Origin of the sequence: Rhizobium phaseoli (assembly GCF_003985125.1) — a bacterium.
GTDB classification, from domain to species: domain Bacteria; phylum Pseudomonadota; class Alphaproteobacteria; order Rhizobiales; family Rhizobiaceae; genus Rhizobium; species Rhizobium phaseoli.
This window is the reverse complement of sequence record NZ_ML133566.1, coordinates 342,700-363,186: the sequence shown is the minus strand read 5'-3', so window position 1 is coordinate 363,186 and position 20,487 is coordinate 342,700. Positions and strand designations below refer to the sequence as shown.

General features: G+C 62.5%; 21 protein-coding genes. 12 read left to right on the top strand and 9 right to left on the bottom strand.

What is annotated here, in order from left to right; translation table 11 throughout:
- The first annotated feature begins 1 nt into the window (after window position 1).
- The 7 genes from EFD56_RS04940 to trmB all read left to right on the top strand — a co-directional run bounded on the left by EFD56_RS04940 (window position 2) and on the right by trmB (window position 7,169).
- Window positions 2-1,054, top strand: a complete 1,053-nt coding sequence (locus EFD56_RS04940; protein WP_004679840.1) for a PhoH family protein — start codon at window positions 2-4, stop codon at window positions 1,052-1,054.
- Window positions 1,054-1,569 carry an rRNA maturation RNase YbeY gene (gene ybeY, locus EFD56_RS04935; RefSeq protein ID WP_012482413.1) on the top strand — a complete coding sequence of 172 codons (516 nt, stop codon included), beginning with the start codon at window positions 1,054-1,056 and terminating at the stop codon, window positions 1,567-1,569. The genes EFD56_RS04940 and ybeY overlap by 1 nt, the downstream gene beginning before the upstream one ends.
- On the top strand, window positions 1,566-2,711 hold the full coding sequence (locus EFD56_RS04930; RefSeq protein ID WP_126904836.1) for a hemolysin family protein: 1,146 nt from the start codon (window positions 1,566-1,568) through the stop codon (window positions 2,709-2,711). Before ybeY ends, EFD56_RS04930 begins: the two co-directional genes overlap by 4 nt.
- A 124-nt stretch (window positions 2,712-2,835) precedes the next feature.
- Window positions 2,836-4,440 (top strand): apolipoprotein N-acyltransferase, encoded by a 1,605-nt coding sequence (lnt, locus tag EFD56_RS04925; RefSeq protein ID WP_126904835.1) that lies wholly within the window; start codon window positions 2,836-2,838, stop codon window positions 4,438-4,440.
- A 151-nt stretch (window positions 4,441-4,591) separates the two neighbouring features.
- A complete protein-coding gene (locus EFD56_RS04920) occupies window positions 4,592-5,011 on the top strand; it encodes a helix-turn-helix domain-containing protein (RefSeq protein ID WP_004679846.1) in 420 nt (139 codons plus the stop codon).
- A 179-nt stretch (window positions 5,012-5,190) separates the two neighbouring features.
- A complete protein-coding gene (gene metK / locus EFD56_RS04915; RefSeq protein ID WP_126904834.1) occupies window positions 5,191-6,444 on the top strand; it encodes a methionine adenosyltransferase in 1,254 nt (417 codons plus the stop codon).
- Window positions 6,441-7,169, top strand: a complete 729-nt coding sequence (gene trmB, locus EFD56_RS04910) for a tRNA (guanine(46)-N(7))-methyltransferase TrmB (RefSeq protein WP_126904833.1) — start codon at window positions 6,441-6,443, stop codon at window positions 7,167-7,169. Before metK ends, trmB begins: the two co-directional genes overlap by 4 nt.
- A 269-nt stretch (window positions 7,170-7,438) precedes the next feature.
- Here trmB and EFD56_RS04905 read toward each other — a convergent pair whose 3' ends face one another.
- Both EFD56_RS04905 and EFD56_RS04900 read right to left on the bottom strand, forming a co-directional pair.
- The gene (locus EFD56_RS04905; protein WP_008524631.1) at window positions 7,439-7,696 is read right to left on the bottom strand and encodes a BQ00720 family protein; all 258 of its coding nucleotides are present in this window, start codon (window positions 7,694-7,696) and stop codon (window positions 7,439-7,441) included.
- A gap of 47 nt (window positions 7,697-7,743) precedes the next feature.
- Window positions 7,744-8,169 carry an Hsp20 family protein gene (locus EFD56_RS04900; protein ID WP_010004745.1) on the bottom strand — a complete coding sequence of 142 codons (426 nt, stop codon included), beginning with the start codon at window positions 8,167-8,169 and terminating at the stop codon, window positions 7,744-7,746.
- A 290-nt stretch (window positions 8,170-8,459) separates the two neighbouring features.
- Between EFD56_RS04900 and EFD56_RS04895 the strand changes: the two genes are divergently transcribed.
- Window positions 8,460-9,404, top strand: a complete 945-nt coding sequence (locus tag EFD56_RS04895; RefSeq protein ID WP_126904832.1) for a nucleoside hydrolase — start codon at window positions 8,460-8,462, stop codon at window positions 9,402-9,404.
- 42 nt (window positions 9,405-9,446) lie between these two features.
- Here EFD56_RS04895 and grpE read toward each other — a convergent pair whose 3' ends face one another.
- A complete protein-coding gene (grpE, locus tag EFD56_RS04890; protein WP_037118320.1) occupies window positions 9,447-10,079 on the bottom strand; it encodes a nucleotide exchange factor GrpE in 633 nt (210 codons plus the stop codon).
- A 177-nt stretch (window positions 10,080-10,256) separates the two neighbouring features.
- Window positions 10,257-11,345, bottom strand: coding sequence for a heat-inducible transcriptional repressor HrcA (gene hrcA / locus EFD56_RS04885; RefSeq protein ID WP_010032692.1), 1,089 nt, complete (start codon window positions 11,343-11,345; stop codon window positions 10,257-10,259).
- A 125-nt stretch (window positions 11,346-11,470) separates the two neighbouring features.
- Between hrcA and rph the strand changes: the two genes are divergently transcribed.
- The 4 genes from rph to hemW are packed head-to-tail and all read left to right on the top strand — an operon-like array spanning window position 11,471 to window position 14,469.
- Window positions 11,471-12,190, top strand: coding sequence for a ribonuclease PH (rph, locus tag EFD56_RS04880; RefSeq protein WP_010024267.1), 720 nt, complete (start codon window positions 11,471-11,473; stop codon window positions 12,188-12,190).
- On the top strand, window positions 12,187-12,612 hold the full coding sequence (locus EFD56_RS04875; RefSeq protein WP_064821228.1) for a VOC family protein: 426 nt from the start codon (window positions 12,187-12,189) through the stop codon (window positions 12,610-12,612). Before rph ends, EFD56_RS04875 begins: the two co-directional genes overlap by 4 nt.
- Window positions 12,613-13,257, top strand: a complete 645-nt coding sequence (gene rdgB, locus EFD56_RS04870; protein ID WP_037142977.1) for an RdgB/HAM1 family non-canonical purine NTP pyrophosphatase — start codon at window positions 12,613-12,615, stop codon at window positions 13,255-13,257.
- A 9-nt stretch (window positions 13,258-13,266) separates the two neighbouring features.
- Window positions 13,267-14,469 (top strand): radical SAM family heme chaperone HemW, encoded by a 1,203-nt coding sequence (gene hemW / locus EFD56_RS04865; RefSeq protein WP_126904831.1) that lies wholly within the window; start codon window positions 13,267-13,269, stop codon window positions 14,467-14,469.
- A gap of 60 nt (window positions 14,470-14,529) precedes the next feature.
- On the opposite strand, the gene EFD56_RS04860 is transcribed toward hemW, so the two are convergent.
- The 5 genes from EFD56_RS04860 to mutM all read right to left on the bottom strand — a co-directional run bounded on the left by EFD56_RS04860 (window position 14,530) and on the right by mutM (window position 20,337).
- Window positions 14,530-15,612, bottom strand: a complete 1,083-nt coding sequence (locus tag EFD56_RS04860) for a saccharopine dehydrogenase family protein (protein ID WP_037142974.1) — start codon at window positions 15,610-15,612, stop codon at window positions 14,530-14,532.
- 163 nt (window positions 15,613-15,775) lie between these two features.
- Complete coding sequence (dnaA, locus tag EFD56_RS04855; RefSeq protein WP_037142973.1) at window positions 15,776-17,326, bottom strand: chromosomal replication initiator protein DnaA; 1,551 nt, start codon at window positions 17,324-17,326, stop codon at window positions 15,776-15,778.
- A gap of 856 nt (window positions 17,327-18,182) precedes the next feature.
- The gene (gene rpsT, locus EFD56_RS04850) at window positions 18,183-18,461 is read right to left on the bottom strand and encodes a 30S ribosomal protein S20 (RefSeq protein ID WP_008524652.1); all 279 of its coding nucleotides are present in this window, start codon (window positions 18,459-18,461) and stop codon (window positions 18,183-18,185) included.
- Between the two features lie 192 nt (window positions 18,462-18,653).
- Window positions 18,654-19,427 (bottom strand): enoyl-CoA hydratase, encoded by a 774-nt coding sequence (locus EFD56_RS04845; protein WP_126904830.1) that lies wholly within the window; start codon window positions 19,425-19,427, stop codon window positions 18,654-18,656.
- 19 nt (window positions 19,428-19,446) lie between these two features.
- A complete protein-coding gene (gene mutM / locus EFD56_RS04840; protein WP_012482401.1) occupies window positions 19,447-20,337 on the bottom strand; it encodes a bifunctional DNA-formamidopyrimidine glycosylase/DNA-(apurinic or apyrimidinic site) lyase in 891 nt (296 codons plus the stop codon).
- Window positions 20,338-20,487: the final 150 nt, after the last annotated feature.

Here is a 20,487-nt window from a genome sequence, read left to right as displayed (position 1 = left end):
CTTGAACGGACAAGAATTGGTTTCTTCTTCACCGCGCCACCCCCGCACGCCGAGCGACACCAATCACTTCGTCCTGACGTTCGAGAACAATCGGTTCGCCAGCGAGCTCTTCGGTCAATTCGACCAGAACCTGAAGCTGCTCGAGGAGCGGCTGAACATCGATGCGCGGGCGCGCGGCAATTCCGTCGTCATCTCGGGTGATGTCGTGACCACCAACCAGGCGCGGCGCACGCTCGACTATCTCTATGAAAAGCTTCAGAAAGGCGGCAGCGTGGAACGATCCGACGTCGAGGGCGCAATCCGCATGGCGGTCGCCGCCGACGATCAGCTCAGCCTGCCGACCATGGAGCGCAAGGCCAAGCTGACGATGGCGCAGGTTTCCACCCGCAAGAAGACGATCATCGCCCGCACGCCGACCCAGGACGCCTATATCAGGGCGCTGGAACGCTCCGAACTGGTCTTCGGCGTCGGCCCGGCCGGCACCGGCAAGACCTATCTCGCCGTCGCCCATGCCGCCCAGTTGCTGGAGCGCGGCGCCGTCGAAAAAATCATCCTGTCGCGTCCGGCCGTCGAGGCCGGCGAGCGCCTGGGCTTCCTGCCCGGCGACATGAAGGAAAAGGTCGATCCCTATCTTCGCCCGCTCTATGACGCGCTCTACGACATGATCCCCGCCGACAAGGTCGACCGGGCGATCACCGCCGGCGTCATCGAGATCGCGCCGCTCGCCTTCATGCGCGGCCGCACGCTCGCCAATGCCGCGATCATCCTCGACGAAGCGCAGAACACCACGTCGATGCAGATGAAGATGTTCCTGACGCGCCTCGGCGAGAATGCCCGGATGATCGTCACCGGCGACCCGAGCCAGATCGACCTGCCGCGCGGCGTCAAATCCGGCCTCGTCGAGGCCCTGCAGCTGCTGAACGGCGTCGAGGGCATCTCGATCGTGCGCTTCAAGGATACCGACGTCGTGCGTCATCCGCTGGTCGGGCGCATCGTCAGGGCCTATGATTCCACCTATGCCGTCGACGCTGAAGACGTCAGCCGGCAGGACTGATGGCCGAGCTCGACATCCAGATCAGCATCGAGAACATCGGCTGGCCCGAGGAGGAGACGCTGCTGGCCTTTTGCGGCCGCGTGCTCGGGGCAGCGGCGGTCTATCTGCGCGACAGCGAAAAGCAGCCCTTCCCGACGATGCCGCCCGAAGTGTCGCTGGTCTTTACCGACGACGCCTCGATCCAGGACATCAACGCCGAGTGGCGCGGCAAGGACAAGGCGACCAACGTGCTCTCCTTTCCGGCCTTTCCGGTGCAGCCGGGCAAAATGCCCGGCCCGATGCTCGGCGACATCATCATCGCCCGGGAGACGGTGGAGCGGGAGGCGCATGAGCTCGAAAAGAGTTTCGACGACCACCTGACCCATCTTCTGGTGCACGGTTTCTTGCATCTTCTCGGCTACGACCATATGAATAGTGCCGAAGCCGAAATTATGGAGGGGCTGGAGACTCGCATTTTGGCGCAGCTCGGCCTATCTGATCCTTACGAGGGTCAAGACCTTAAAATGGAACCATGAGCGACTTTACGACGAAGCCGGCGGCAGACGCCAAGGACTCCGAGCCATCCTCTTCTTCGGACGAGGCGGGCAGTAGTAGTCGGCCATCCGGCCGATCCCAATCCTTCTGGTCGCGCGCCGCGCGCATTCTCCGTCCGCAGCAGGGCTCGCGACTGCGCGAGGATCTGGCCGACGCGCTGATGACCGACGCGGCCGGCGATGATGCCTTTTCGCCCGACGAGCGGGCGATGCTGCATAATATCCTGCGCTTCCGCGAGGTGCGCGTCGCCGACGTGATGGTGCCGCGCGCCGATATCGAGGCGGTCGACCAGAACATCACCATCGGCGAACTGATGATCCTGTTCGAGGAATCCGGCCGCTCGCGCATGCCCGTCTATGCCGATACGCTCGACGATCCGCGCGGCATGGTGCATATCCGCGACCTGCTGTCCTATGTCGCCAAGCAGGCGCGCAACAAGCGCCGCGGTCCGGCAAAACCGGCCGTCGCCGTGCCGGCGATCGACGTCGCGCCTGAGAACATCCAGAAGCCGCCGCGTTCGGCCAAGCAGAATTTCGATCTCGCCCGCGTCGATCTGCAGAAGACGCTGGAGGAGGCCGGCATCATCCGCAAGATCCTGTTCGTACCGCCGTCGATGCTGGCCTCCGACCTGCTGCGCCGGATGCAGGTGAACCGCACGCAGATGGCGCTCGTCATCGACGAATATGGCGGCACCGACGGCCTCGCCTCGCATGAGGACATCGTCGAAATGGTGGTCGGCGACATCGATGACGAACATGACGACGAAGAGGTGATGTTCAAGCGCGTCGCCGAAGACGTCTTCGTCGCCGACGCCCGCGTCGAGCTGGAAGAAATCGCCGAGGCGATCGGGCCGGATTTCGACATCAGCGAGCAGGTCGACGAAGTCGATACGCTGGGCGGGCTGATCTTCTCGGCGCTCGGCCGCATTCCGGTGCGCGGCGAGGTCGTTCAGGCGCTGCCGAATTTCGAGTTCCACATCCTCGACGCCGATCCGCGCCGCATCAAACGGCTGCGCATCACCCGCAAGCGCCACGCGATCCGCCGCCGCGCCAAGGAGGCCGGCGATATCACGCCCGGCTCCGAGACCGGCGACGACCGGCCGACTGAATCGACCGCCAACTAGTCCCTTGCTTGAACATGTCGTCAGGAACCGCTGCGCGGTTCCTGGTGACATGCATTAACAGGACAAAGAGCCGCTTTTTTGAAAGACTGCGGAAGGGTTGATTCGCGGCTTGATGGGAGTGCGCATGGAGCGGCTTGCGGACAGGATTATCCTCGTCTGGGGGTTCAAACGGTCGTTGCTGGCGATCGGCGCAGGGGCATTCGCCGTGCTGGCGCTGCCGCCCTTCGGCTTTTTCGCGGCGATGTTTCTCTCCTTCACGCTGCTCGTCTGGCTGATAGACGGAGCGGCGGCTTCTCCTGAAAGCGGCCTGATCGGCAGGCTGTGGCCGGCCTTTGCGGTCGGCTGGCTGTTCGGCTTCGGCTATTTCGTCACCGGCCTCTGGTGGCTCGGCCACGCGCTGCTCGTCGATTCGGAGGAGTTCGCCTGGGCACTGCCGCTCGCCATCCTCGGTCTGCCGGCCTGTCTGGCGATTTTCTACGGGCTGGCTGTTGCGCTGGCCCGCATCTTCTGGTCCGACGGCATGGGGCGGATCGCCGCACTTGCGGCTGGCTTCGGGCTGATGGAATGGCTTCGCAGCGTCATCCTCACCGGTTTCCCCTGGAACGCCATCGGCTACGGCCTGATGCCGGTGCCGCTGATGATGCAGTCGGCGCATGTGATCGGGGCGATGGGCGTCACCGCCCTTGCCGTCTTCGTCTTTTCCGCCCCCGCCCTTGTCGGGACCCGGCAGGGCGCTCGCACCGGCCTTGCGCTGGCCGTCGCGCTGTTTGCCGCCCATCTCGGCTACGGCGCCTACGCTCTCTATCTGGCGCCACGGCCCGCGCCGCTGCCCGAGGACAAGCGGCCCGTGGTGCGGCTGGTACAGCCTGATATCGACCAGGCGGCGAAGATGGACAATGACGCCGATCGCAATGCGATCTTCGAGACGCATCTGAAGCTTTCGGCCGAGGCGCCGAGGAATGGCGGGCGCAAGCCCAATATCATCGTCTGGCCGGAAACCTCGATCCCCTTCATCCTGACCGACAACCAGGATGCCCTGACGCGGATCGCCGATACGCTCGACGACGACCAGATCCTGATCGCCGGCGCGGTGCGCGCCGAGGAGATGGGACCGGGCACGCCGGTGCGCTACTACAATTCCATCTATGTCATCGATGGCCGCGGCCAGATCATCGCCGCCTCCGACAAGGTGCATCTGGTGCCCTTCGGCGAATATCTGCCCCTCGAGGAGCTGCTCACCGAACTCGGCATCCAGAACGTCGTCGAGGTACCGGGCGGGTTTTCGGCCGCCGCAAGCCGGCACCTGCTGGCGCTGCCCGGCGGGCTCAATCTTTATCCGCTGATCTGCTACGAGATCATTTTTCCTGATGAAATGACCCGCGACATCAAAGACGCCAACGCCCTCCTCAATCTCACCAATGATGCCTGGTTCGGCATGACGCCCGGCCCCTACCAACATTTCCTGCAGGCGCGGGTGCGGGCGGTCGAGACCGGCCTGCCGCTGATTCGCGATGCCAATAGCGGCATTTCGGCGCTAGTGAACGCGCATGGAGAAATAATCGCCGGCCTCGATCTTGGAGAAACCGGCTTTATTGATGCAACTGTCGATAGCCTCAGTGAAGGGTTCGGAAGCACATACCCCCGCCAGACATACTTCTGGTTGACCGAGGCTCTGCTGATTTTGATTGCGCTGATCTCGCGCGGAGGTTTTATTTTAGGGTTGAATTGACCAAAAACCCCTAAAATTGCATAGTGATGACAATCGGCGTTCTTAACGTATGTTGGAAGGTGGGTTCCCACTGACTGCAACGTGGCGTTTTGGGATGGATCAGGGGCATGCCGGTTAGAAACAGGTTGAAATTCGTAGCTAGGGCACGACCATGATTGAAAACAAAAAGAAGCCGAATCCGATCGACATCCATGTTGGCAGCCGCATTCGCCTTCGCCGAACGATGCTGGGCATGAGCCAGGAAAAGCTTGGCGAAAGCCTCGGCATCACCTTTCAGCAGATCCAGAAATATGAAAAGGGAACCAACCGCGTCGGCGCAAGCCGTCTGCAGAACATCTCGAGCATTTTGAATGTTCCGGTCTCCTTCTTCTTCGAGGATGCGCCCGGCGAACATTCCGGCGCCATCGGCGGCATGGCCGAAGCCTCCAGCTCGAATTATGTCGTCGACTTCCTCTCTTCCTCCGAAGGCCTGCAGCTCAACCGCGCCTTCGTGAAGATTTCCGATCCCAAGGTTCGCCGCAAGGTCGTGGAACTGGTCAAGGCGCTTGCCGCCGAAGCCGACGCCGACTGATCACAGCGCCCTTCACCGGAATGGAAAGGCGGCCGAAAGGCCGCTTTTTTGCGTTTTTGGGGCAAAATTTGTCACTTTACGGCAGATATAAAGATATATTTATGTCCTTCTGCGCTTGTCATCGGCGCATGAACTGAGTACCTACTAGCAGGCTATTATTCTTTGAGGGGAATCCCGGAATGCGCGCGAATTATCTCTTTACCAGCGAATCTGTTGCCGAAGGTCACCCGGACAAAGTGTGTGACCGCATCTCCGACGAGATCGTCGACCTGGTCTACCGCGAAGCGGCCAAGACCGGCGTCAATCCGTGGGGCGTGCGCATTGCCTGCGAGACGCTGGCGACGACCAACCGCGTCGTCATCGCCGGCGAAGTTCGCCTGCCGCCGAGCCTGATGAAGAAGGACAAGGACGGCAACGACGTCATCAACCCGTCGAAGTTCAAGGCCGCTGCCCGCCGTGCGATCAAGGATATCGGCTACGAGCAGGACGGCTTCCACTGGAAGAAGGCAAAGATCGACGTGCTCCTGCACTCGCAGTCGGCCGACATCGCCCAGGGCGTCGATAGCGCCGCCGATCAGCAGGGCGACGAGGGCGCCGGCGACCAGGGCATCATGTTCGGTTATGCCTGCAAGGAAACGCCGGACCTGATGCCGGCCCCCATCTACTATTCCCACAAGATCCTGCAGCTGCTCGCAACCGCCCGCAAGAAGGGTGATGGCGAAGTCGCCAAGCTCGGCCCGGACGCCAAGAGCCAGGTGACGGTGCGTTATGTCGACGGCAAGCCGTCGGAAGCGACCTCGATCGTACTTTCGACCCAGCATCTCGACGACAGCTGGGATTCCAACAAGGTCCGCGCCGTCGTCGAGCCCTATATCCGCGAAGCGCTCGGCGAGCTGAAGATTGCCGATGATTGCAAGTGGTACATCAACCCGACCGGCAAGTTCGTCATCGGCGGCCCGGATGGCGACGCCGGCCTCACCGGCCGCAAGATCATCGTCGACACTTACGGCGGTGCGGCTCCGCATGGCGGCGGCGCATTCTCCGGCAAGGACACGACCAAGGTCGACCGTTCGGCCGCCTATGCCGCCCGCTACCTCGCCAAGAACGTCGTGGCCGCCAGCCTTGCCGACCGCTGCACGATCCAGCTCTCCTACGCGATCGGCGTCGCTCAGCCGCTGTCGATCTATGTCGATCTGCACGGCACCGGCAAGGACGTTTCGGAAGACCAGGTCGAAGCGGCGATCCGCGAGAACATGGATCTGTCGCCGTCGGGCATCCGCCGTCACCTCGACCTCAACAAGCCGATCTACGCCAAGACCTCGGCCTACGGCCATTTCGGCCGCAAGGCCGGCCGCGACGGCTCGTTCTCCTGGGAGCGCACCGACCTCGTCAAGGCGCTGAAGGAAGCCGTCAAGACCAAGGCTGCTGCATGACGGATATGGAACGCCGGGGCCGGGCGACCGAAGCCTTTTTCGGTCGCCGCAAGGGCAAGGCCCTGCGCGAACAGCAGGCCGAGACGCTAAACAGCCTGCTCCCGGCATTCCTCGTCGACCTCTCGGCGGCTCCTCCGGAGCCGCTGACCTCTCTCTTTCCGGTTCCTGTCGAAACGTTACGGCTGGAAATCGGTTTCGGCGGCGGCGAGCATCTGATGCACCGCGCCCTGGAAAGGCCTTCGACCGGCTTCATCGGCGTGGAGCCCTTCGTCAACTCCATGCAGAAGCTGTTGTCGCGCATCGGCGAGACGGGGGCGCGCAATATCCGTGTCTACAACGACGATGCGACGCAGCTGCTCGACTGGCTGCCGGACGCGTCGCTCGACCAGATCGATCTGCTCTATCCCGATCCCTGGCCGAAGCGGAAACACTGGAAACGCCGCTTCGTCTCGAAGACCAATCTCGACCGCTTTCATCGCGTGCTGAAGCCCGGCGGCCTGTTCTGCTTCGCCTCCGACATCGACACCTATGTGAACTGGACGCTGCTCAAATGCCGCGACCACGGCGGCTTCGACTGGATCGCCGACAATGCCGCCGACTGGCTGACGCCCTTCGAGGGCTGGCCGAGCACGCGCTACGAGGCGAAGGCACGGCGCGAAGGCCGGTCTTCGGCTTATTTGACGTTCCGGAAGATCTCAGTTTCAACGGTGGCTAAAGGGCAGTAGTGACGGGCGTGCCTGCGGCCCCCTCATCCGGCCCTTCGGGCCACCTTCTCCCCGTTGGGGAGAAGAGGGAGAATGCCGCTTCGCCATCGCCCGCATTGGACGGAATGCCTTTAAGCAGACACGTTCGTTTTAGGCGGTGTTAGCACAGCTTGCTCCCTCTTCTCCCCTCGGGGAGAAGGTGGCCCGAAGGGCCGGATGAGGGGGCCGCAGGCACAGCAGCAACGGCGACTAGTGAAGCAGCGTCGCGACAATTAGGCGCTATCTGACGGTCAGTGCAGGCTGACCGTCTTCAGTTCGTCCTCGGCCGCCTTGAAGAAGGTGCTGGAGCGGTTGTCCGTCAAGAGAATCGGCGTGCCGTCGGCGCCGAAGAGCGCCCAGAGATCGACGTTCGGATCGATATCCGGCGCCTCGGGGAAACACTTGGCGACCTCTTCGGTGCGCATTTTCCTGATATAGGCGACCTCGCCGTTGCCGATGTGGGCAAGCTCGGATTTGGTCAAGTGAGACGTGGCTTCTTTCATCAACATTCCTGTTCCTCCGGAAGAAGGGACCAACGGTTCGACAAACCGTTGTGCTACTGTGAAACCGAAATGTTAATTTTCTTGACCATGCGCGCAGGTTCCGGCCGAATTAGATCGACGGAGAGCAGGCCGTTCTTCAGGCCGGCGCCGAGTACCTGCATGCCGTCGGCAAGAACGAAGGTGCGCTGGAACTGGCGGGCGGCGATGCCGCGATAGAGATAATCCCGCTCGCCCTGCTCCACCTGGCGGCCACGGATGACCAGTTGGTTCTCCTCGGTGGTGACGTCTAGCTCCTCCTCGCTGAAGCCGGCGACGGCAAGGGTGATGCGCAGACGTTCCGGCGCGCCGCTGTCGGCGGCGATGCGTTCGATATTGTAGGGCGGATATCCGTCGCTCGCCTTGGAAATGCGCTCCAGCGTCTTTTCCATGGCATCGAAGCCCAGAAGCAGCGGACTGGCGAAAGGGGTAATGCGGCTCATCTCTTTTCAAGTCCTTGATGCAAGCGACCATCCCGGACCTCAAGCGCAGCATCCGGATGCCGCTAATATGGGGACAGGATGCCGACGCTGCAAGGCACAGGCGGCCTGTCGGCGACCCGTTGCGGACTTAAGGATCTCTCCAGTTCAGATCGACGGCTTGCGTCTCCTTGCTTGACAAAGCGCCTATCGCCTCGCATCAAAACGTACCCGTGCGAAATGTGCTGATTTGTGACGGGAAATGAACAAGTAGTGCATGCCGCAGCAACAGGCATGGCGAGGACGGGACGGTCATGGCAAGCGCAAGAAAAATCATCATCGACACGGATCCCGGCCAGGACGACGCGGCCGCCATCATGCTGGCCTTCGGCAGCCCCGACGAGCTGGAGGTACTGGGGATCACGACGGTCGCCGGCAATGTGCCGCTTTCGCTGACGAGCCGCAATGCGCGCATCGTCTGCGAGCTTTGCGGCCGGCCGGAGACGAAGGTCTTCGCCGGTGCCGACAGGCCGATTGCCCGCAAGCTGGTGACGGCGGAGCATGTGCACGGCAAGACCGGCCTCGACGGACCCGCGCTCGCCGAGCCGACGATGGCGCTGCAGCCGGCCCATTCCGTCGATTTCATCATCGAGACGCTGCGCCAAGAGCCGGCAGGCACGGTGACGCTCTGCACGCTCGGGCCGCTCACCAATATCGGCATGGCCTTCCAGAAGGCGCCCGACATCATCCCGCGCATCCGCGAACTGGTGATGATGGGCGGCGGCTTCTTCGAGGGCGGCAACATCACGCCGGCGGCCGAGTTCAACATCTATGTCGATCCTGAGGCCGCCGACATCGTCTTCCGCTCGGGCGTGCCGATCGTGATGATGCCGCTCGACGTGACGCATCAATTGCTGACCCGCAAGGACCGGGTGAAGCGCATGGCCGAGATCGGTACGGCGCCAGCCCAGGCGATGGTCGAGATGCTGGAATTCTTCGAACGCTTCGATATCGAGAAATACGGCTCCGACGGCGGGCCGCTGCACGATCCGACGGTGGTCGCCTATCTGTTGAAGCCGGAGCTTTTCAACGGCCGGGACTGCAATGTCGAGATCGAGGTCCAATCTGAACTCACCGTCGGCATGACCGTGGTCGACTGGTGGCATGTGACGGAGCGCAAGCGCAATGCGAAGGTGATGCGCCATGTCGATGCGGACGGTTTCTTCGATCTGCTGATCGAACGCTTCGCCCGCATCTGATCTTTTGGTTTTCCTTCCCCAAGAGAGGGGAAGGAAGCGATCTTAGGCGTCCTTCTCGTCGAAGACGGAGTTGGTTTCAGCTTCGGCCGGCTTCGGGCCGCCCTTGGCGACACCGACCATGGCCGGGCGCAGCACGCGCTCGCCGATGGTGAAGCCTGCCTGCACGACCTGGACGACCGTGTTGTTCGCCACCTCAGGGTTCGGCACCTCGAACATCGCCTGATGGAAATTCGGATCAAACTTCTGGCCGACCGGCTCTAGCTTGCGCACGCCATGGCGTTCGAGCGCCGACAGCATGGCGCGTTCGGTCATCTCCACACCCTCGATCAGCGTGGTCAGGCCGGCATCGGCCGTGGCCTTGGCCTCCGGAGAGATGGCATCCAGCGCCCGGCGCAGATTGTCGGAGACGGCGAGCATGTCGCGGGCGAAACCCGCGACGGAATAGGACTTGGCGTCCTTGACCTCGCGCTCGGTGCGGCGGCGCAGATTGTCCATCTCGGCGGCAAGGCGCAGGTAGCGGTCGCGCAGCTCGCTGTTTTCGGCTTTCAGAAGCTCAAGCGGGTCTGGCTGGGCGGTCTCTTCCTGCACGGTATCGTTCTCGACGTAGGCGGCAGCGTCGGCTGCGGCATCGGCCGCAGTTGCGTCAGGTCCGTTTTTCGTCGTTTCATCGGTCATGACGGTCTCCGGTTGGTGTCTTCAGATGCGCCCGATATCGAGGTTTGACCGAAAAAAATCAAGTCTGCGTGACAAAGAAGCGAAAATTCCGTGGAGTTGTCCGCTCATGCCTGTCGCCCGGAAGTGTGCCGCGGTTCCGGGACAACGACACGCATCAAAACAAAGAGCTAAAGCGTGTCAAAGCGGATTGCGCGACAGGCGGGAGACGAGCTGGGCCGTGTAATCCACCATCGGCACGATGCGGGAATAATTGAGCCGCGTCGGGCCGATGACGCCGACGGCGCCGACGATCCGATCATCCTCGTCGCGATAGGGCGCGACGATCAGCGACGAGCCGGACAGCGAGAAGAGCTTGTTTTCCGAGCCGATGAAGATGCGCACGCCCGAGCCGCTTTCGGCCAGATTGAGGATCTCGATCAGGCTGTCCTTCTTTTCCAGATCGTCGAACAGCATGCGCAGCCGGTCGAGATCCTCGGCGCCGCCAAGGCCTTCGAGCAGGTTGGCGCGGCCGCGAATGATCAGCTGGGCGGGCTTTCCCTCGTCCGGGCTGCCGGCCCAGACGGCGATGCCGCGCTCGACCAGATCGCGCGACAGCGCATCGAGCTCGTGGCGGACATCGTCCTTCAGCCGGCTGAGTTGCTTGCGCAGCTCCGGCAGCGTCTGGCCGGACATATGGGCATTGAGGAAATTCGCCGCCTCCGTCAGCTGCGAGGAGGTGACGCCGGCCGGCAGCTCGATGATGCGGTTTTCCACCTGGTCGTGATCGCCGACAAGCACGGCGAGCGCCTTTGTCGGCTCGAGCCGGATGAACTCGACATGCTTCAGCACCGGATCGCTCTTCGAAGTGATGACGAGGCCGGCGCCGCGCGAAATGCCCGATAGCATGCGGCTCGCCTCATTCATCATCGATTCCACCGGATTGCCGCCGCTTTCGGCCCGCACCTGGCGGTCGATATTGGCGCGGTCCTCGGCGGAGAGATCGCCGACCTGCATGAAGGCATCGACGAAGAAGCGCAGGCCGATCTGGGTCGGCAGCCGGCCGGCGCTGATATGCGGCGAATAGATCAGGCCGAGCTCTTCGAGATCGCTCATGACGTTGCGCACCGAGGCGGGCGACAGCGACATCGGCAGGAGGCGCGACAGATTGCGCGAGCCGAGCGGTTCGCCGCTTTCCAGATACCCCTCGACGATGCGGCGAAAGATCTCCCGGGAGCGCTCGTCCAGCACAGCAACGGCATCCGAAACCGACGTCGACCTGATGCCCATGAACCTCTCGAACCCACACTGATGATGCTTTCGAAAATATAGTCAAACTCGCCCCCGTGGCAAAAGGGAATTTGCAAATGGGCGCGGCCAATCGTAGAAGCGGTCAGCAACTCCAGGAGATAAGAATGCGGCCTTCAGGCAGAAAAACCGACCAGATGCGCAAGGTCTCGTTCGAGCGCAACTTTTCCAAGCATGCGGAAGGCTCCTGCCTGGTCAAGTTCGGCGATACGCATGTGCTCTGCACCGCAAGCCTCGAGGACAAGACGCCGCCGTGGCTGCGCAATACCGGCAAGGGCTGGGTGACGGCCGAATACGGCATGCTGCCGCGGGCAACCGGCGAACGCATGAAGCGCGAGGCCGCCGCCGGCAAGCAGGGCGGCCGCACCCAGGAAATCCAGCGGCTGATCGGCCGGTCGCTGCGCGCCGTCGTCGACCTGCAGGCGCTCGGCGAACGGCAGATCACGCTCGATTGCGATGTCATCCAGGCCGATGGCGGCACGCGGACCGCGTCGATCACCGGCGGCTGGATCGCGCTTTACGATTGCCTGAAATGGATGGAAAGCCGCAATATGATCAAGGTCGACCGGGTGCTCAAGGATCACGTCGCCGCCATCTCCTGCGGCGTCTTCGCCAGCCAGGCGGTGATCGACCTCGACTATCTCGAGGATTCCTCGGCCGAGACCGATGCCAATTTCGTCATGACCGGCGCCGGCGGCATCGTCGAGATCCAGGGCACGGCCGAAGGCACGCCGTTCACCGAAGAGGAATTCACCTCGCTGATGGGTCTTGCCAAGAACGGCATCGGCGAACTCGTCGCCCTGCAGAAACAGGCGATTGCGGGATGAACCCCATGCTGGAAGGCATGCTGGAAACGGCGCTCTATGCGCGCGATCTCGACAAGGCCGAGACCTTCTACGAAGACGTTCTCGGCCTTGAAAAGATCAGCCGAGCGGGCAACCGGCATGTCTTCTTCCGCTGCGGCCCCGGCGTGCTGCTGATCTTCAATCCCGAGGAAACGGTAAAGCCGCCGGCGCCCAATGCCCTGCAGGTGCCGCCGCACGGCACATCAGGCGAGGGCCATGCCTGCTTCCGGGTCTCCGGCCGCAATATCGATGCGATGGCCGAACGGCTGAAAGCGGCAGGTGTGGCGATCGAATCCGAGGTGCATTGGCCGAACGGCGGCCGCTCGATCTATTTCCGCGATCCTGAAGGTAACAGCCTGGAATGCGCGGAGGCCAAAATCTGGGGCATCGAACAGGATATCTGAATGCGCAAGCTTGAAACGAAGACCATCGTCGTCGCCAGCCACAATGCCGGCAAGATCCGCGAGATCCAGGAACTGATCGGGCCGCTCGGCTTCACCGCCAAATCGGCCGCCGAGCTGAATTTCGTCGAGCCCGACGAGACCGGCACCAGCTTCGAGGAGAATGCGACGATCAAGGCGGTCGCCTCCGCCAATGCCGCCGGCATGCCGGCGCTGTCGGACGATTCCGGACTGGTGGTCGATGCGCTCGGCGGCGATCCCGGCGTCTACACCGCCAATTGGGCAGAAAAAGCCGACGGCACGCGCGATTTCGACATGGCGATGGCCAAGGTGGAAAAGGCGCTGCAGGATGCAGGCGCCACGGCGCCCGAACAGCGCACCGCACGTTTCGTCAGCGTGCTCTGCCTCGCCTGGCCGGACGGGCATACCGAACTCTTCCGCGGCGAAGTGGAAGGCAACGTCGTCTGGCCGCCGCGCGGCACGCAGGGCTTCGGCTACGATCCGGTCTTCCAGCCGGAGGGTTACGGCGTTACCTTCGGCGAGATGAGCGGCGAGGAAAAACACGGCTGGAATATCGGCAAGCCGCAGGCGCTGTCGCACCGGGCGCGCGCCTTCAAACTCTTCGTCGAAACCTGCCTGGAGGCATAAGGTCACCACGTGGACAATTTCGACACGCCAGGCTCCCCGCGCGATGCGGCGCTGCTGCCCGATACCGGCGAGCCCGGCTTCGGCGTCTATGTCCATTGGCCCTTCTGCGCGGCGAAGTGTCCCTATTGCGACTTCAACAGCCATGTGCGCCACCAGCCGGTGGATCAGGAACGCTTTGCCGCCGCCTTTCTGAAGGAGACGGCAGCGGTGCGGGCGATGAGCGGGCCGAAGACCGTGACGAGCATCTTCCTCGGCGGCGGCACGCCCTCGCTGATGAAGCCGGAAACGGTTGCCGCCATTCTCGACGGCATTGCCCGGCACTGGCACGTGCCCGCCGGCATCGAGATCACCATGGAGGCCAATCCGTCGAGCGTCGAGGCCGAGCGCTTCCGCGGCTACCGGGCGGCCGGCGTCAACCGCGTGTCGCTCGGCGTGCAGGCGCTGAACGACCGGGACCTGAAATTTCTCGGCCGGCTGCATGATGTCGCCGATGCGCTGAAGGCGATCCGGCTGGCGCGCGAGATTTTTCCGCGCATGTCCTTCGATCTCATCTATGCCCGGCCGGACCAGACGGTCGAGGAATGGGAAAGCGAGCTGAAGCAGGCGATCTCCTATGCGGTCGACCATCTGTCGCTCTACCAGCTGACTATCGAGGAAGGCACGCCCTTCTACGGCCTGCACAAGGCGGGCAAGCTGATCGTGCCGGATGGCGAGCAATCGGCTGTGCTCTATGAGGCGACGCAGGAGATCACTGCGCGTGAGGGCATGCCCGCCTATGAGGTCTCCAATCACGCCCGGCCGGGTGCGGAAAGCCGGCACAATCTGACCTATTGGCGTTACGGCGATTACGCCGGCATCGGCCCGGGCGCGCACGGCCGGCTGACGCGCGGCCGCGAGAAGATCGCGACGGCAACAGAGCGCAGGCCGGAAGCCTGGCTCGAGATGGTCGAGCGCGACGGCCACGGCATTCTCGACGAGGAGCGGCTCGGCTACGAGGAGCAGTCCGACGAATTGCTGCTGATGGGGCTGCGTCTCCGGGAAGGTGTCGATCTCGCCCGCTGGCAGCAGCTTTCCGGTCGCGAGCTGGACCCGAAGCGCGAAGAGTTTTTGCTCGAACACAAATTCATCGAGCGGATCGGCAATTCACGGCTGCGCTGCACGCCATCCGGCATGCTGATCCTCGATTCCGTCGTCGCCGATCTCGCCTGCTGACTGAGGACAACTGATTGTTTTCGGCGCGGCGATGACCTTACCGCCGCGCCGAAATCATCTTCAGCCGTGATTGGTGGCGCCCGCCTTGAACAGGCTGCCGGTCGGCGTCTTCAGGAACATCTCCAGCGGAATATGCTCCTGGTGCAGGAAGCCGGTCGCCGGCAGCAACCCGTCGCGGACCATCTCGATGACGGCGACGACCGAAGCCGAGGTCGTCCAGGCGATCGCCGTGCGGCGGGCGCCGGCAATCTCGATCGGATAATAGGCGCGCACGAACTCCTTGCGGCGCAGGCTGCCATTCTCCGTCCCTTCGGCGGCGACATGGACATAGACGACATCGTCTTCAACCGGCGGCTTGGCATTGGTCAGGATCTCGCCGGCGAGTGCGCGCTTGTCGCGCATCAAGAGCTCATGGAAGAAGAAGTTCATCAGTTCCATATGGCCGGGATAACGCATGGTCTTGTAGTCGAGATTGTCGATCTTGCCGAGCATGGTGTCGCACATGGTGCCAAGCCCGCCCGAAGTGGTGAAGGCTTCGAGCTTGACGCCGCCGACATAGACCGTCTCATGCCATTCCATCGGCGAGACCAGCTTGCGCACACCGCCCTCGATGACCTCGCAATCATTCAGATATTCGTTGACGACGCCTTCCGGCGACCAGTTGAATGCATAGCCGAGAAGGCCGGTCGGATGCTGCGGCAGGGCGCCGACGCGCATGCGGATCGAGCGGCAGCGATCGAAGCCGTCGGCGAGGCTTGCACCGACGATGCCGACGAAACCCGGCGCCAGGCCGCATTGCGGCGCCATCAGGCCGCGGGCGGTCTTCGACAGTTCGATGATGAAATTGGTGGTCGGAACGTCTTCGGTCAGATCGAAATAATGGATGCCGGCAAGATGGGCGGCGCGGGCCAGTTCGATGTTCAGATGGTAGGGAAGGCAGGAGAGCACCGCCTCGACAGTGGAGAGCAGTTCGCCAATCACCTGGGGATCGGAGATATCGCCGGTGCGGCACCGGAAGGGCAGATCGCCCAGCGGCAATTGCGCATCGACGCCGATGACCTCGAAGCCGCCTTCATGCAACAGCGTCGCCGCCAGCCGTCCGACCTTGCCCAGGCCGAGAACGGCAATCTTTTTGAAACTCATGCATATCCTCCCACGCGCCCGCTTCGGCGCTTTCGTTTTTGCCCGATGCGTGCCGCTCCAAATCGGACATGCACGGGATGGGCGGAGGTATAGAATAAAAAGCTTATAAAGGAAAACGGCCGGAATCGCTCCCGGCCGTCGAATTTCCTCGAAAATCCACCAATTATTCGTTGATCAGCCGCTTCAGCAGCTCGATTTCGTGCGAAAGCTTGGTGTCTCCCGAAATCAGCTCCTCGATCTTGCGCACGGCGTGCAGCACGGTCGTGTGATCACGCCCGCCGAAACGGCGGCCGATCTCGGGGAAGGAGCGTGGCGTCAGCGTCTTCGACAGATACATGGCGATCTGGCGCGGCTTGACGATGACGCGGGTGCGGCGATTGGAGACCAGCTCCTGGCGCGAGACATTGTAATGCCGGGCGACGATGCGCTGGATATCCTCGATGCGCACGCGGCGCGGTTCGCCGGAGCCGACGAGATGGGCGAGCAGTTCGTCGACGCGCTCGATCGACAGGTTCGGTTCGAAGGAGCGGCGGAAGATCAGCTGGTTGAAGGCGCCTTCTAGTTCGCGGCCGCTGGCCGTGATGTTGCGGGCGACGTGCTGGAGCAGATCGGCCGGGATTTCCAGCGACGGATCCTCCTGGCGGGCGGCCGCAAGGCGCCGCTTGAGGATTTCGAGACGCATTTCGTAATCCGGCGCGTCGAGTTCGATCGCCACACCGCCCTGCAGGCGCGAACGGACGCGGGGATCGAGCGATTCCAGCTCCCAGGGCGCGCGGTCGGCGGCGACGACGACCTGCTTGGCGCTGTCGAGCAGCATGTTGAGGAGATGGCAGAATTCGTGCTGGATCATCTTGCCCTGCAGGAACTGCATGTCGTCGATGATCAAGAGGTCGATGTTGCGCAGCGAATCCTTCAGCGTCAGCGCGTCGTTATCACGGATCGCGGTGGCGAAGCGCCACATGAAATATTCCGCCGTCAGATAGACGACGCGCAGAGCCCGCGGGTTCTGCACCGCCGCATTGGCGATCGCCTGCAGCAGGTGGGTCTTGCCGAGCCCGACCGTCGAATGGACGAAGAGCGGATTGAAGCGCACGGCGCCGGATCCGGCTTCCGCGATCGTCTTGGCAGCTGCAAGTGCGACGCGGTTCGAGCTGCCTTCCACGAAGGTATCGAAGGTGAAACGGCTATCGAGCGGCGAACCGAACAGCGGCGAACCCAGGCTTGCCGGCCTTGCGGCGGCGACAGCCGAAACTGCCTGCTGGACGGCCTGGCTGGCCGGCTGGGCGCTCGCCGGGCGGCGCATCTGCGCGGGAGCGGCCGGCTCGGGCTGGACCACCTCGTCGGCAGCCTTCATGCCGCTGCGCGTTGCCGTGCGCACCAGAATTTCGATCTTGAGAATTTCCGGATCTTCAGCCTGGAACAGACCGGTGATGAGATCGAGATAACGATTGTTGATCCACGACTTCAGGAAGGTCGTGGGAACCGACAGGCGAACGACGCTCTTCGATACCGAATGCAGCTTCAACCTGGCAAACCAGCTGGCATAGACGTCAGGTCCGACCTGGGCCTTCAAGCGCGCGCTGACGCGCTCAAACAATATGCTCTGCTTCATTTCCGCCTTTACTTCCCCCATTTCCAGGCGAATGGAGCCGAACGCCTGCGGTGCCGCATCCCCGTTGTCGTGCCCGCCTGCCGTCATCGTATTCATCTGCATAGTGCCGCCTTTCAATTCCACCGGGCGGCCTCCGCTAAACAGCCGCCCGAGCATTCCCCGCCTTTGACGGGCTGGCGGCATCCTCATGAAGCCGCTCGCCTGCCGGTTCACTCAAACACTGCCCCCGAAGGGACCGGCGCAGAACTCCGCTGCAGGTACCGCGTTCATGCGGCGCCTTCATCGGCCTTCCGTGCCAGGCTGGCGGTCGATCCTCGTTTTCGGCCGACCAGCCCGAACGCAATATTACTATCCCCTATCCCGCAGCCGCACGTTAAACGTGTGGTTACCATAGGCACAAAACATCCCTGCCCCGTAACAGCCACGTTACGGCTCAAATCCGTCAAGTGCTTGAAAAAACGGAAGCGCAAAGCTCCGTAACAAATGGTACAAACTTATCGCCCTGCCGACGTGGCAGTTAAGACCGAGCCTCTGCAGGTGATGTCCGCGCCCTTTGTTGGAAGCCATTTAGGCAGGATCAAATGGCAAGATCAACGATGAATTTTACGCAAAATTAAGATGCGGCCATTGACTCCGCCCGCCCTTTTCGGGCGTCACACCAGCGTCAAAAAAGAATCGCTTTTGAATCAAGGAGATTCCCCGTTCGGGCTATTTTGACACGCAAAGAAAGAAAAAAAATAAAAATCTTCTTGACTCGCCCAGGGTCCCCGGAGCGTAGGCCAGAGTCGCGCAGCGCGAAAGCATCCTTGCGCAAGCCGTTGTTTTTTAAAGACTTTTCCTGTCATGGCGCTGACACGAAACAGTCGTGCGATTAACCATGAAGACGCCGATCGGCAGAATCGAAAAAGCCCGGTAAAATTACCGGGCTAATCATAACGAGGAGGTCGTTAATGGAAGATTACGCGGTCGCGGAGACCGAAAGCGCCTTCACACGAGCGGCCAGGCGCGAGACCTTGCGCGATGCCGTGTTGGAGTGCAGCACGCCCTTGCTGGCGGCGCGGGCAAGCTCCGGCTGAGCGGCCAGGAAAGCCGCCTTCGCCTTGTCGGCGTCACCGGATGCGATAGCCTCTTCGACCTGGCGAACGAAAGTGCGAACGCGCGAGCGACGAGCCTTATTGACGTCGGTACGGCGGGCGATCTTGCGGGTCGCTTTTTTCGCCGAAGTTGTATTGGCCATGGATGCCTCTCTCAAGAATTCGAACAAACTCCGCCATCACCGCGGGCCCTGCGGCCACCAAATCCAGCAATGCGGGAGCAATCGCGGAAAACCAGAGCGGCTTTCCGAACCGTGGGCGGGCATATAACCCTAAAGCCGGCCCACGTCAACGCGGATTTTCAAGCTTTCCAGCCGGCAGGCGCCGAAAAGCATTCAACGGTGCTTAAAGACGGCTTTGCGCTTCTCGACAAAGGCCGCCATGCCTTCTTTCTGATCATCGGTGGCAAAGAGACTGTGGAACAGGCGGCGTTCGAAGCGGAGTCCCTCCTCCAGCGTCGTCTCGAAGGCGCGGTTGACTGCCTCCTTGGCCATCATCACCGAGGGCTGCGAAAGCGAGGCGATCTTCTCGGCGGCGGCAAGCGCCTCGTCGAGCAGACGCTCGGGCGCCACCACACGCGAAACGAGTCCCGATCGTTCGGCTTCCGCCGCATCCATCATCCGGCCGGTCAGGACAAGATCCATCGCCTTCGCCTTGCCGACGGCGCGCGTCAGCCGCTGCGAGCCGCCCATGCCGGGGATGACACCGAGGGTGATTTCCGGCTGGCCGAACTTCGCCGTCTCCGAGGCGATGATGAAATCGCACATCATCGCCAGCTCGCAGCCGCCGCCGAGCGCAAAACCGCTGACGGCGGCAATGACCGGCTTGCGCGCCTTGGCAATGTCGTCCCAGCCGCTGATGAAGTCACTCTTATACATGTCGGCGAACTGGAGCGACTGCATCTCCTTGATATCGGCGCCGGCGGCAAAGGCGCGTTCGGAGCCGGTGATGACGATCGCGCCGATCGCCTCGTCGTCATGGAAGGCGGCGTAGGCCACCTTCAACTCCTTCAGCACGGTGGAATTCAATGCGTTCAGCGCCTGCGGGCGGTTCAGCGTGACGAGGCCGACATTGCCTCGGGTTTCGACGATCAGGGTCTCGTAAGCCATGCTGGTCTCCGGTTCACTGTTATTTCTGGCAGGCGGCGCAATAGAAGGTGGAGCGGCCCGCCTGCACGATACGGGCGACCGTACCGCCGCAGCCGGGCGTGCCGCAAGCCTGACCTTCGCGATCATAGACGGAGAAGGAATGCTGGAAATAGCCGAGCGACCCGTCGGTCTGGATATGGTCGCGCAACGACGATCCGCCGGCGGCGATCGCATCGGCGATGACGTCGCGGATCGAGGCGACGAGCAGGCCGAGCTTTTCCTTCGGCTTGCCGCCCGGCGTCACCAGGGTGCCGGCTGCGCGGATCGGCGAAAGATGCGAACGCCACAGCGCCTCGCAGACATATATATTGCCGAGACCGGCAATGTTCTTCTGGTCGAGAAGCGCGCTCTTCAAAGGCTGCGCCTTGTCGCGGAAACGTTCGGCGAGGTAGGCGGCGCCGAGATCGTTGCCCGTCGGCTCCGGGCCGAGGTCACGGAAGAAGGGATGGGCGGCAAGATCGGCTCGTCTTACCATATCCATGAAGCCGAAACGGCGCGGGTCGTTATAAACGACGCGGCGCGGGCCGCCCTGGCCTTCGAGATGAAAGACGACGTGATCGTGCTTCTCGTCCTTGGTGCGGGCGTGATGGAATTCGCCCGGCATCGCCGAGGCCGCGCCCTCCTCGATACGGAAGGAACCGGACATGCCGAGATGGGAAACCAGCGTATTGCCGTCGTCGAGATCGACCAGCAAATATTTGGCGCGGCGGCCAAGCCCGACGATGGTGCGGCCGGAAACCCTGTCCGCCAAGGCTTCGGGAAAGGGGAAGCGAAGGTCCTGGCGGCGCAGTTCCAGCCGCGCGACGCGAGCCCCTTCCATCGCCGGCGCCAGCCCGCGCTTGACCGTTTCGACTTCTGGCAATTCCGGCATCTTAACCCATCTATATCGAACGTGTTTCAACCGAGGTCGATGTGCGCTATAGCGCCAGTGGGCCGCGGAGAGCGCAGCCCAGTGATAGCGTCGCGCGCGGTCTTTCGCTATGGCCGCCGTGCCCGAATCTTGAAGGAACGGAGCAGCCTG